Origin of the sequence: Cryobacterium algoritolerans, assembly GCF_004402785.1 — a bacterium.
GTDB classification, from domain to species: Bacteria; Actinomycetota; Actinomycetes; order Actinomycetales; family Microbacteriaceae; genus Cryobacterium; species Cryobacterium algoritolerans.
This window is the reverse complement of record NZ_SOFP01000023.1, coordinates 29281-41780: the sequence shown is the minus strand read 5'-3', so window position 1 is coordinate 41780 and position 12500 is coordinate 29281. Positions and strand designations below refer to the sequence as shown.

Here is a 12500-nt window from a genome sequence, read left to right as displayed (position 1 = left end):
GCTGCTCGGGTATGCCGGCCGACTCGATCGGCATGTATCAAATCATATACGATCTGCGTCGCGGGGCAATCAAACCGGGGAAGAATCTTCCCGGGCGACCGCCGCACCCGGGTCAGGCCGGCGGGCAACGGGCAAGGAACGGGGGTAGGGGAACGGCGTTCTGGCCGTTCCCCTATCCCCGTTCCTTGCCGCCGGTCTGCCGTTAGTCGCGCGCGGACACCCCGAGGTGTACTCCGCGCGTTTCCTTGACCACGGAGACCGCGGCGAAGGAAATGGCGGCGAGCACCATGATGTAGATGCCGATCGAGGGTGACCAGCTGGTCTTGTCGAGCAGCAGCTGGGCGATCAGCGGGGCGAAGGCCCCGCCGAGGATCGCGCCGAGGGCATAGCCGATCGACACGCCCGAGTAGCGCACGTGGGCCGGGAACATTTCGGCGTAGAGCGCGGCCTGGGGGCCGTAGGACAGGCCGAGGCCGACGGCGAGTACGACCAGGGCGATCGCGTAGAGCGCGATGTTCTTCGTGTCGATCAGCAGGAACATCGGGATCGCCCAGGCGAAGAGCCAGGCGTAGCCGATCTGGAAGGTGCGGATGCGGCCGATCCGGTCGGACAGGATCCCGCCGAACATCGTGGCTGCCAGCCAGAAGACGGCGGCGACCGTGCTGGCCAGCAGCACGGGGGAGCGCTCCATGCCCAGTCCGCCGACTTCGGCTGGTTTGGTGGCGTAGGAGGAGAAGAAGGCGATCAGCAGGTAGCCGGCGGCGTTGTTGGCGATGAAGATGAGGGCGGTGAGCACGACCTGGCGCCAGTTGTGCGCGAAGAGCTCCTTCAGTGGTGCGGCGGACTCCTTCTTGCGCGCCTGGAGTTCGGTGAAGACCGGGCTCTCGTTGACGGAGCGGCGGATGATGTAGCCGATTCCGATCAGGACAACGGAGAGGAGGAACGGGATTCGCCAGCCCCAGGCGAGGAAGGCCGCTTCGGTCATCGAGTTGGTCACGACGAGCATGACGGCGGTGGCGAGGATGAGCCCGGACGGCACGCCGATCTGCGGGTAGGCGCCGAAGAATCCGCGCTTGTTGTCTGGTGCGTGCTCGACCGACATGAGTGCCGCGCCGCCCCACTCGCCGCCGGCGGAGAAGCCCTGCAGGATGCGCAGCAGGATGAGCAGTAGCGGTGCCGCGACGCCGATCTGGGCGTAGGTCGGCAGCAGGCCGATCAGCACGGTCGACGCGCCCATCATCACGAGGGTGACCACGAGCATGGCCTTGCGGCCGAGCCGGTCGCCGAGGTGCCCGGCGACGATGGCGCCGAGCGGGCGGAACAGGAAACTGATTCCGATCGAGGCCCAGGCGACGAGCTGGGCGAGCGCGGCGTTGTCGCTGCCGAGCGGGGCGAAGTAGAGGCCGGCGAGTACGAGCCCGGCGGCCTGCGCGTAGATGAAGAAGTCATACCACTCGATCGTGGTTCCGACCATGGTGCCGACGAGGACGCGTCGTTCCTCGAGTCGTTTAGCGTTCGTTTTCGTTGGTTCGGTCGTCAGAGCCATGGAATACTCCCTTGTATTCGGTGCGGGTGAAGTCGGTTCGGCGGTGTGGGCGGCGCCCTGCATCACTATCTGGGAGGAACGTATCACAAATCGTATATTATGTGTGGCGTCGCGCGGGACCGAAGCCGGACCGTGACCTGGCCCGGCCCGGACCGGCCGGCCTAGCGCATCCCGGCCGTGATCGCCGCGGCGGCGAGGCGGAGGCGGGCGCCGAGTTCGGCCGCCGGGCGTGCCCCGGCCAGGTAGACCACGGCGAGGGCGGCGGGCGGTTCACCCGGCACGAGCAGCGGCACGGCAACGGAGGCCAGGCCGGGGATGACCTCGTCGTGGCTCGTCGCGAAGCCCTGCGCGCCAATGGCCGCGGCCTCGGCGCGACGGGCGGCGTCGCCGCCGAGATCGGCCCACTGGGTCGGAGAGAGCAGAGACTGGATGGCGATCCCCGGCGCGCCGACGGCGAGCGGATGCCGGGTCCCCGGCCGCTGGCCCACGGTCGCCTGCGCCTGCCGGGGCTCGACGCTGACCAGGGTGACGACCTCGAGCCGGTCGAGCACGGCGACGAAGGCCGTCATCCCGAGTTCGTTGGCGACCCTGGTGAGTTCGGGCAGCGCCGCGGCCTGCAGGTCACGGGACACACCGCGGGCGAGCGCCGCCATCCGGGGGCCCAGGCGCACGGCGCCGGCGGCATCCCGCACCACGAGGCCGTGATCCTCCAGGGTGCGGAGGATCCGGTAGGCGATCGACCGGTGCACTCCGAGGGCGGCGGCAACCTCGGCGATGGTCAGCGGGCGGTCGGCATCGGCGAGGATCTCCAGCACGCGGATGCCGCGGGAGAGGGTCTGCGAGTGCGGCGCGGCGCTCGCGCCGGTCTGGCTGGTTTGGATCGACACCGTGTCATTCTCGCATCCGGTTCACGGTGACCCGCGCTCTTGCGGCAGATCGCCGCAGCCGTGCGCCGGTTGCCGCAGCCGTGCGCCGAGAATCAACGCGGACGGGGCGGACCGGCCTATCTTGGTGCTCAATGAGCGCGATCTGGGTCTTCGTCTGCATGGCTGTCGCCGCAGCGGCGGCCGGCCTGGCTGCCTTCTGCGCGCTCGCGGCGCTCCGCACGCCGGGGCGCAGCGTCGCGGCTGCACCCGCGATGGTGGTGATGGCCGCTTCCACGGTCGACATGGTCCTGCCGAACGTGCACCTGCTCAGCCCTCTGGTCTGGGTGGCGGTGCTGGTCGGGGCCGCCCTCCTCGCGCTCCTCGACCGACGCCGGCGGGTCGCGGCCGCCCACCACTCTGCGGCGCTGTTGCTGATGGCGGTGATGTGGGCCGGGATGCTGTCGGGCCCGACGCCGGGCGGTGGGCCCGGCGGAAGTGCGGGGGCCGTCGCGTCAGCGTCCGGGCGGTCGGCCGCCGGAGCTGCGGTGGCGGGAGCCGGCGCGGCGGGGCATTCCGGGCACGGGCTGGCGTGGACCGGCAGTGGCGTGCTGCTGGGCTGGCTGGTGGTCGCGGCATCCGTCGCCCTCGCGGCCGGTGCCGTGCGGGCGGCGAAACGCCGCACCGGGTGGCGGGGAGGCGACGTTACTGACAGGCTGGAGGCGACCCAGCACGTGAGCATGGCGCTGGCGATGATAGCCATGGCCGCCGGGATGCTCCTGCCGTTGCCCTGGTCCTGAATCCGGGCCGCGGCCGGTTTGCCGAACGGCCCCGGATAGAATTCGACCGTCGCTCGACGGGCACACACAAGTATGGGAGACCCTATGACGCATGTCACCGAAGCCGAACTGCTCCAGCACATACCCAATGAGCTGTTCATCAACGGCAAATGGGTGCCGGCCGCCGATGGGGCCACCCTGACCGTGCACGACCCGGCCACCGGCAAGGTCATCAAGACGATCGCCGACGCGGGTGTCGCGGATGGCGAAGCCGCCCTCGACGCTGCCGTCGCGGCGCAGGCCGGCTGGGCGGCCACCCCGCCCCGGGTGCGTGGCGAGATCCTGCGCCGGGCCTTCGACCTGCTGCAGGAGCGCAAACAGCAGTTTGCGCTGCTGATGACCATCGAGATGGGCAAGCCGCTCGCCGAGGCCTATGGCGAGGTGGCCTACGGCGGCGAATTCCTGCGCTGGTTCAGCGAGGAGGCCGTACGCATCACCGGCCGCTACGGCACCAACCCGGAGGGCTCCGGGCGCATGATCGTGTCCCAGCACCCGGTCGGGCCGTGCTTCCTGATCACCCCCTGGAACTTCCCGCTCGCCATGGCGACCCGCAAGATCGCCCCGGCGCTCGCCGCGGGCTGCACCGTTGTGATCAAGCCGGCCGAATTGACCCCGCTGACCACCCTGTTCTTTGTCAGGCTGCTCGAGGAGGTCGGCCTGCCGGCCGGAGTCGTGAACGTGATCACGACCTCGTCCTCGGCCGCCGTGTCCGGGCCGATCATCGCCGACCCGCGCCTGCGCAAGCTCAGCTTCACCGGGTCGACGTCGGTTGGGCAGAAGCTGATCCAGCAGTCCGCACAGGGAGTGCTGCGAACCTCGATGGAGCTCGGCGGTAATGCCCCGTTCGTCGTCTTCGAAGACGCCGACCTGGACAAGGCCGTCGCCGGTGCGATCGCCGCGAAGTTCCGCAACGTGGGCCAGGCCTGCACCGCGGCCAACCGGTTCATCGTGCACCGGTCCATCGTCGACGAATTCGCCCGCCGCGTCACCGAGAAGGTCGCCGACTTCACGGTCGGCCGCGGCACCGAGGAAGGTGTCAGCGTCGGCCCGCTGATCAACGAGGCCGCCATTGAAAAGGCCGACACGCTCGTGCGGGACGCGCTCGACAAGGGGGCGACGCTGCTGACCGGCGGGTCCGCCATCGCCGGGCCGGGAACGTTCTATCAGCCCACGGTGATCTCGGGCGTCGCGCCGGGCAGCGGCATCCTGCGCGAGGAGATCTTCGGGCCGGTGCTGGCAATCGCCTCGTTCGACGACGAGGACGAGGCCGTCCGCCTCGCCAACGACACCGAATACGGCCTGGTCGGCTATGTGTTCACCCAGGACCTCGCCCGCGGACACCGGATGATCGAGCGCCTGCACACGGGCATGATGGGCCTGAACGTCGGCGTGCTCTCCAACGCGGCGGCGCCGTTCGGCGGGGTCAAGCAGTCCGGTCTGGGCCGCGAGGGTGGGCTCGAGGGCATCCACGAGTATCTCTCGACCAAGTACACGCTCCTCCCCGACCCCTTCCTCGATTAGGGCCTGCCCGCCCGGGTTGCCCCCGTGCCCCGCCGAGTCGGGGCTAACTCAGGAGATCTGCCGCGGCATCCGGGAACCATCGCACTAGTCCGGGCTCGGCCTGTTCGCCCGGTCCCGGATCTCCTGAGTTGGCCACCCGGGCACGCGGGCACCCGGGCACGCGAGAACCCGGCCACCGGGGCGCCCGCGCACCGGCGGACCGTCCAGGTCGCGCGGGGCGCCGCTAGACTTTGCGGATGCCCGTCATCGAGATCAGCGACCTCAGCGATCCGAGGCTGGTCGACTACGCCCACCTGACCGATGTCGCCCTGAAAAAGGCCAGCGGCACCGAGCACGGCCTGTATATAGCCGAATCGGCATTGGTTCTGGAGCGTGCACTGCGGGCCGGGCACCGGCCCCGGTCGGTGCTGGCGCTCGGCAACACGATCGAGGAGGCGCGGGCGCTCGTCGGCGACGACGTGCCCGTGTTCGTCGGGCCGGGGGAGTTGCTCGCGGAGTTGACCGGATACATCCTGCACCGCGGGGTGATTGCCGCGATGCACCGCCCCGAGCTGCCGGGCCCCGACGCCCTGCTCGCGGGCGCCCGCCGGATCGTCATCCTTGAAAACGTTTCCGACCCCACGAACGTGGGCGCCATCTTCCGCTCGGCCGGTGCGATCGGCGCGGACGCGATCCTGGTCACACCGCGCTGTTCCGACCCGTTCTACCGCCGGGCCATCCGGGTGTCGATGGGTACGGTGCTGCAGGTTCCCTGGACCCGGGTGGGCGACTGGCCGAGCATCCGCGCACTGTTGGACCGGCACGGTTTCCACGTGGCGGCGCTCGCCCTGGCCGAGGATGCCGTGAGCCTTCGCGACTTCCGCGGCACCGACCACGAACGGCTGGCACTGCTGCTCGGCGCAGAGGGCGAGGGACTCACCGACGACGCGCTCGCGGCATCCGACAGCGTGGTGCAGATCCCGATGAAGCACGGGATCGATTCGCTCAACGTCGCCGCGGCCAGTGCCGTCGCGATGTGGGCGCTCTCCGGCTGACCCGCACCCGCCGGTCGCCGCGCTTCGCCGTGGCTAACTCAGGGAATCCACCCGCGGCCTCGCACGGTTCCCCTGACCAGTGCGGTGCAGTGCGGATGCCGCGTCACATCTGATGAGTTGGCCACCCTCGCTGGGCGCACAGCATCGGTGACCGGGCGGAAGCCTAGGCTGAGGGCATGAGCAATGATGCTGTCATCGTCGATGTCGTCCGCACCGCGTCGGGCCGGGGCAAGCCGGGGGGTGCCCTGTCCGGTGTGCACCCGGCCGACCTGCTGGCCGGCGTGCTGCGCGAACTGGTCAGCCGCAACGGCCTCGACCCCGCGCTGATCGAGGACGTGATCGGCGGCTGCGTCAGCCAGGTCGGCGAGCAGAGCTACAACGTGGTGCGCACCGCTCTGCTGAGCGCCGGTTTCCCCGATACGGTGCCGGGAACAACCATCGACCGGCAGTGCGGCTCGAGCCAGCAGGCCGCCACCTTCGCTGCGCAGGCGGTCATGTCCGGCAGTTGCGACGTGGTCATCGCCTGCGGCGTCGAATCGATGAGCCGGGTGCCGCTGGGCTCCTCTCTCGGCACGAAGCAGGGATCGGCCCCCGGCCAGGACCCGCACGGTAGCCTGATGCACGCCCGCTACCCGCAGGGGCTGGTGAGCCAGGGCGTCTCGGCCGAGCTGATCAACCAGCAGTGGCGGCTCGGCCGCCGCGAGCTGGATGCCTTCGCCGCCCGCTCCCACCGCCTCGCCGCGGCCGCGGCCGAACGCGGCGACTTCGCCGGCGAGCTCCGGCCGACCACCCTGCCCGACGGCCGGGTCGTCATCGACGACGAGACCATTCGCCCCGGCACCACCCTTGACTCCCTGGCCGGGCTGCCGCCCGCATTCCGCACCGACGCGCTCGCCTCCCGGTTCCCGACACTCGACTGGCACATCACGGCAGGCAACTCCTCCCCGCTCACCGACGGGGCGTCCGCGGCCCTGATCATGAGCGCGAAGCGGGCCGCCGAGCTCGGCCTCAACCCGCGCGCCCGGTTCCACAGCTTCGCGGTCACCGGAAGCGACCCGAAGCTGATGTTGACCGGCGTGATCCCGGCGACCCGGCGCATCCTCGAACGCTCGGGCCTCGGCATCGACGACCTCGACGCCTACGAGGTCAACGAGGCGTTCGCCAGCGTGCCGCTCGTCTGGCTGCGCGAAATGGGCGCCGACCCGGCCCTGCTCAACCCGCGCGGCGGCGCCATCGCCCTCGGCCACGCGCTCGGCTCCTCCGGCACCCGGCTGCTCGGTACCCTACTCAACCACCTCGAACTCACCGGCGGCCGGTGGGGCCTGCAGACCATGTGCGAGGGCGGCGGCATGGCCAACGCCACCATCATCGAGAGGCTCTGATGCGCATCGACGGATGCTCCGCGCTCGTCACCGGCGCGGCATCCGGTCTCGGCCTGGCCACCGCAACCTCCCTGGCCGCGGCCGGCGCAGCCGTCGTGCTGCTCGACCTGCCCGGCTCCCCGGGAGATCAGGCGGCCGCAACGCTCGGCCGCCGGGCCCGGTTCGTTCCGGGCGACGTCACCCGCGCCGAGGACGTGCAGGCCGCGGTCGACGCGGCGACCATGCTCGGGCCGCTGCGGATCGTGGTCAACTGCGCGGGCATCGCCCCCGGGCAACGCACGGTCGGCCGGGACGGCCCGCTGCCGCTGGACGAGTTCGACCGGGTGATCCGGATCAACCTCGTCGGCACCTTCAACGTGATCCGGCTGGCCGCGGCAGCGATCCAGGCCACCGACCCGGTCGGCGGTGCAGGCGCGGGCTTTCGCGAGCACGCAGACTCCGGCTCCGCCCCCCGCTTGGGGACAGACTCCGGTGCACATCCCGCCCCGGAGCCCGGCTCAGCGCCCGGCGCGCGGTCCGGCATCCCGGAGCGCGGCGTGATCATCAACACGGCCTCGGTCGCCGCCTTCGACGGGCAGATCGGGCAGGCCGCCTACGCGGCGTCCAAGGGCGGGGTCGCCGCAATGACGTTGCCGCTCGCCCGCGAGTTCGCCAGGTCGCTGATCCGGGTGGTCGCCATCGCCCCGGGCATCTTCGACACCCCGTTGCTGCGGGGACTGCCGGAGACCGTGCGCGAGTCGCTCGCGGCATCCGTGCCGCACCCGGCCCGGCTGGGCGACCCGGCCGACTTCGCGGCCCTGGTGCGGCACATCGTGGAGAACCCGATGCTCAACGGCGACACGATCCGGCTCGACGGCGCCATCCGGATGCCCCCGCGCTGACCCGATCGCCGTCAGCGCCGCGACCGCATGCTGCGGCCGGGAAGCCACCATCGGGCCGCGGCAGGCTCGAGCGCGCCTACAGCGCCGTTGCGCGCCAGGTGTGCCAGGAGCGTTGCGGCGCAAGTGGCGCGCTCGCAGTGACGTGCCGGGTGCCGGGTGCCGTGCCGGGTGCCGCGACTGGATGCCGGGGCTGGGCCGCGGCAGGCTCGAGCGCGCCTACAGCGCCGTTGCGCGCCAGGTGTGCCAGGAGCGTTGCGGCGCAAGTGGCGCGCTCGCCGCTGCGGCGGCCGCCATCGTCACGCCGGGACGGACGGCTGCTGCTGCGTGATGCAGTGGATGCCGCCGCCTCGTGCGAACAACGGCCTGGCCTCGACCGCGATCACACTCCGGCCGGGGTAGGCCGCGGCGAGGATCTCCCGTGCGGCCTCGTCGGCGCGTTTCTCGCCGAAGCTGCAGGCGATCACGCCGCCGTTCACCACGAGGTGGTTGACGTAGCTGTAGTCCACAAACCCCTCCGAATCGGAGAGCGTGGCCGGGGCGGGCAGGTCGATGATGGTCCAGGGGCTGCCCGCGGCATCCGTCGACTCGGCCAGCATCCGGCGCAGCTCCCGGGTGACCGGATAGTCGGGATGTGCCGGGTCGTCCTGGGAGTGCACCAGCAGCATGCCGGGGGAGGGGATCGCTGCGACGATGTCCACGTGGCCCCAGGTGCCGTAACGCTCCTGGTCGCGGGTGAGCCCGCGCGGCAGCCAGACCACGTGCGTGGCCCCGATCGTGCGCGCCAATTCGGCCTCGACCGTGGCGCGGTCGGCCTGCGGGTTGCGCCCCGGGTCCAGCTGCACGCTCAGGGTCGCCAGCACCGTGCCCAGCCCGTCGACCTGGATGCCCCCGCCCTCGTTCACGAGCAGCGAGGGGATGCCGGTGGCCCCCGATGCCCCTGTGACCAGGCGGCCGATCTCGGCGTCCTTGGCCCAGCGGGCCCAGTCCTGGCCGCCCCAGCCGTTGAAGGTCCAGTCGACCGCGCCGAGTTCGACAGCGCTGGGCTCCCCCGCGCCGGGTCCGACAGCGCTGGGCTCCCCCGCGCCGGGTTCGACCGCGCCGCGTTCCCCAGCGCCGGGGTCGTCCTCGTCGAGCACGAAGCTCGGACCGATGTCGCGCATCCACGCGTCGTCGAGCGGTGCCTCGATGATCTCGACCGCCCCGGACAGGTACCGGCGGGCCACGGCGGCCTCGGCCGGATCGACGACCATCGTGACGGGCTCGAACTCGAGCACGGCGTGGGCCACGTCGGCCCAGGCCTGACGTGCCTCCGCGGCCGAGCCGGCGTCGTTGCCCAGCGTGTAGCCCGACGCGGGGAACGCCATCCAGACTCGGTCCTGCGGTGCCGTCTCGGCCGGCATCCGCCACGTCACGACCGTGCCTCGTTCGGCGAAGCGGCGACCGAAGCGGCGGCGGAACCGGCGACCGAACCGGCGACCGAACCGGCGACCGAAGCGGCGACCGAAGCGGCGGCGGAAGCGGCGGCGGAACCGGCGACCGAAGCGGCGACCGAAGCGGCGGCGGAAACGGCGGCGGAATCCACGGCGGAACCTGCGGCGAACCCCGTCGCGCCGAACGGGCGCGCCGGGTCGACCGGCGCGGTCAGACCGGCATAGCTGTCCGGCCGGCGGGTGCCGAGGAACGGGAACAGCGCGAGCCACTCCTCGCGCTGGGCCAGGTCGAGGTCGGCGACCAGCACGACGGACTCGTCCCGCGGCGCCTGTGCGAGCACGCGGCCGTAGGGGTCGGAGATGAAGGACGAGCCGTAGAAGGTCAGGTCGCCCTCGTCGCCGTGCCGGTTCGGCACCACCATGAACAGGCCGCTGGTGATGCCGTTGGCCACGATCACGTGCTGCCAGATCGGTTGGGTGTCGAAGGCCGGGAACCCCGGCTCTGAGCCGATCGCCGTCGGGTAGACCAGCAGCTGCGCGCCGGCGAGGCCGTAGAGCCGGGACACCTCGGGGAACCACTCGTCCCAGCAGGTCGGCAGGCCCAGGCGCGCACCATCGAGCTCGTCCGGTGCGTAGACCGGGTAGGCGTCCTCGGCCGGGCCCGGCCGGAACCAGGTGTCCTCGTAGTAGCCCTCGGTGACCGGGATGTGCAGCTTGCGCGTGCGGCCGAGCAGCGCGCCGGCCGGCGAGACGAGGATGGCCGTGTTGTAGCCGCGCGGGTCGGCCGGGGTGTCGTCGTCGTCCGGGCGTTCGTAGAGCGAGGCGTGCACGACGATGCCGTGTTCGCGCGCCTGCGCGGCCGCGAACGCGAACGTCGGTCCGGTCAGCAGATCCTCGGCGCCGAGCTTGGGGACACCCGTTGCCCGCTCGTTTCCCGGGTAACGGGACAGGGTGAGCTCGGGCAGGAACACCACCTTCGCACCCTCCGCTGCGGCGAGACGGATGCCGTCGGCCAGCTCCCCGGTGAGCGCCGCCGGGTCGGCCTGCCACCGGTGCTGCACGAGTGCGACCCGGAGCGGGGCGGCGGCCTCGGGGCTGACGCGGGTGAGCGGGACGGCGATGTCGGGGGCAGGGATGAGGCGCATGAGATCTCCGGTGAGGCTGCGAGGGTTAATTGATCGCATGATCAACAAGGTAGAAGCAAAGCTATATACACTGAGGTCCCATGTCAACCGTCCAGAGCGATCCTCGGCCAGGCGCCCGCCGCAAGTCGCCGGCCGACCGTGCGGCCGAGGTCGCCGCGGCCGCGCGGGAGATTGCCCTGGCCGACGGTCTGGCCGGCATCACCCTGCGCGGCGTCGCCGCCCGGATCGGGGTGACTCCCGCGCTGGTCAGCCACTACCAGCCGAGCATGGATGTGCTGGTCGCCGACACCTTCGCCGCCATCGTTGCGGCTGAAATCGGCGAGGTCGCCGAGGAACTGGCGTCGTGCGCACGCCAGGTCGCGGCGCTCGGCGCCCTGATCGACTCCCTGCTCGGGCCGGACCGCAGCCCTGTCACCGCCCTCTGGCTCGACGCCTGGAGCTTTGGCCGGCGCAATACCGCCCTGGCCATCGAGGTGGGCGTGCAAATGGATGCCTGGCAGGCCTTCGTCTCCGGCCTTCTGCGCTCAGGTGTCGCCGCCGGCGAGTTCACCGTCGACGACCCCGATGCGGTCGCCTGGCAGCTGCTCGGCATCATCGACGGGCTGAACGCCCACGCCGTCGTGCGCTACGGCCACGCCGGATCCCTGCGCGGGCTCGTGCGCACCGTGGCCGAACACGAACTCGGCCTCGCCTCCGGGGCTCTCGGCACCACGACAACGACCTCGATGGATTAGGGTAGGCTTACCTAATAATATCGCGGGCGCTGCCCGCACGACAGACGGGGCATCCGACACGATGAGACTGACACGCAGATGGGCCATGATCGCCGGTATCGCCGGGGTGACCGTGCTGGGCGCGACCGCCTGCAGCGCGAACGGCGCGGCATCCGGCCCCGAGGCAACGTCCGGCGGGAAGCCGTCCGGGTCCATCACCGTCTACAACGCGCAGCACGAGGAACTCACCCAGGCCTGGGCCGACGAGTTCACCAAGAAGACCGGCGTCGAGGTCACGCTGCGCAACGGCGACGACTCCGAGCTCGGCAACCAGCTCGTGCAGGAGGGGGCGGCGTCGAAGGCCGACGTCTTCCTCACCGAGAACTCGCCGGCGATAAGCCTCGTCGACAACGCCGGGCTCTTCAGCCCGGTCGATGCGGCGACCCTCGCCCAGGTGCCGGCGCAGTTCCAGCCGAGCACCGGCAACTGGACCGGCATCGCGGCCCGCTCGACCGTGTTCGCCTACAACCCGGCGCTCCTCACCGAGGACCAGCTGCCGAAGTCGCTGCTCGACCTCGCCGACCCGAGCTGGAAGGGCCGCTGGGCGGCCTCGCCGTCCGGCGCAGACTTCCAGGCCATTGTCAGCGCCATGCTCGAACTCAAGGGCGAGTCGGCGACGACTGCCTGGCTCAAGGCGATGAAAAGCAACACCGTCATCTACAAGGGCAACAGCACGGTGATGAAGGCCATCAACGCGGGCGAGATCCCCGGCGGCGTGATCTACCACTACTACTGGTTCGGCGACCAGAAGGGCACCGGCGAGAACAGCTCGAACACCAAGCTGCTGTACTTCAAGAACCAGGACCCGGGCGCGTTCCTCAGCCTCTCCGGCGGCGGAGTGCTGGAGTCCAGCCCCAACCCGGTCGCGGCGCAGGCGTTCCTTGCCTTCATCACAGGGAAGGCCGGCCAGAGCATCCTGCAGACCGGTACCTCGTTCGAATACCCCATCGTCGACGGTGTCGGCGCGAACCCCGCGCTCGTGCCGATCAGCGACCTCGACGCGCCGAAGATCGACCCGTCGAAGCTCAACAGCACCAAGGTCACCGATCTGATGACCCAGGCCGGCCTTCTGTAAACTCAACAGTG

General features: G+C 71.0%; 11 protein-coding genes. 7 read left to right on the top strand and 4 right to left on the bottom strand.

The window, feature by feature from the left end:
* Positions 1 to 202: 202 nt before the first annotated feature.
* Together E3O19_RS04885 and E3O19_RS04880 are read right to left on the bottom strand one after the other, a co-directional pair.
* Positions 203 to 1546, bottom strand: coding sequence for an MFS transporter (locus tag E3O19_RS04885; RefSeq protein ID WP_134565748.1), 1344 nt, complete (start codon positions 1544 to 1546; stop codon positions 203 to 205).
* A gap of 161 nt (positions 1547 to 1707) precedes the next feature.
* A complete protein-coding gene (locus E3O19_RS04880; protein ID WP_134565857.1) occupies positions 1708 to 2427 on the bottom strand; it encodes an IclR family transcriptional regulator in 720 nt (239 codons plus the stop codon).
* A gap of 137 nt (positions 2428 to 2564) precedes the next feature.
* Here E3O19_RS04880 and E3O19_RS04875 point away from each other — a divergent pair, with 137 nt between their 5' ends.
* The 5 genes from E3O19_RS04875 to E3O19_RS04855 all read left to right on the top strand — a co-directional run bounded on the left by E3O19_RS04875 (position 2565) and on the right by E3O19_RS04855 (position 8066).
* Positions 2565 to 3209, top strand: coding sequence for a hypothetical protein (locus E3O19_RS04875; RefSeq protein WP_134565746.1), 645 nt, complete (start codon positions 2565 to 2567; stop codon positions 3207 to 3209).
* Positions 3210 to 3293: 84 nt separating this feature from the next.
* Positions 3294 to 4769 carry an NAD-dependent succinate-semialdehyde dehydrogenase gene (locus E3O19_RS04870; RefSeq protein WP_134565744.1) on the top strand — a complete coding sequence of 492 codons (1476 nt, stop codon included), beginning with the start codon at positions 3294 to 3296 and terminating at the stop codon, positions 4767 to 4769.
* 236 nt (positions 4770 to 5005) lie between these two features.
* On the top strand, positions 5006 to 5803 hold the full coding sequence (locus E3O19_RS04865; RefSeq protein ID WP_134565742.1) for a TrmH family RNA methyltransferase: 798 nt from the start codon (positions 5006 to 5008) through the stop codon (positions 5801 to 5803).
* A 176-nt stretch (positions 5804 to 5979) separates the two neighbouring features.
* Positions 5980 to 7185 (top strand): thiolase family protein, encoded by a 1206-nt coding sequence (locus E3O19_RS04860; protein WP_134565741.1) that lies wholly within the window; start codon positions 5980 to 5982, stop codon positions 7183 to 7185.
* Positions 7185 to 8066 (top strand): SDR family NAD(P)-dependent oxidoreductase, encoded by an 882-nt coding sequence (locus E3O19_RS04855; protein WP_134565739.1) that lies wholly within the window; start codon positions 7185 to 7187, stop codon positions 8064 to 8066. The genes E3O19_RS04860 and E3O19_RS04855 overlap by 1 nt, the downstream gene beginning before the upstream one ends.
* Before the next feature lie 296 nt (positions 8067 to 8362).
* Here E3O19_RS04855 and E3O19_RS04850 read toward each other — a convergent pair whose 3' ends face one another.
* Positions 8363 to 9478: an agmatine deiminase family protein gene (locus tag E3O19_RS04850; RefSeq protein WP_134565737.1), complete on the bottom strand. Its 1116-nt coding sequence runs from the start codon at positions 9476 to 9478 to the stop codon at positions 8363 to 8365.
* A complete protein-coding gene (locus tag E3O19_RS04845; protein WP_241981196.1) occupies positions 9475 to 10680 on the bottom strand; it encodes a nitrilase-related carbon-nitrogen hydrolase in 1206 nt (401 codons plus the stop codon). Before E3O19_RS04845 ends, E3O19_RS04850 begins: the two co-directional genes overlap by 4 nt.
* Before the next feature lie 41 nt (positions 10681 to 10721).
* Between E3O19_RS04845 and E3O19_RS04840 the strand changes: the two genes are divergently transcribed.
* Both E3O19_RS04840 and E3O19_RS04835 read left to right on the top strand, forming a co-directional pair.
* Positions 10722 to 11375: a TetR/AcrR family transcriptional regulator gene (locus tag E3O19_RS04840; RefSeq protein WP_134565735.1), complete on the top strand. Its 654-nt coding sequence runs from the start codon at positions 10722 to 10724 to the stop codon at positions 11373 to 11375.
* Between the two features lie 85 nt (positions 11376 to 11460).
* Positions 11461 to 12489 carry an iron ABC transporter substrate-binding protein gene (locus E3O19_RS04835; RefSeq protein WP_241981195.1) on the top strand — a complete coding sequence of 343 codons (1029 nt, stop codon included), beginning with the start codon at positions 11461 to 11463 and terminating at the stop codon, positions 12487 to 12489.
* The last annotated feature ends 11 nt before the right edge of the window (positions 12490 to 12500 follow it).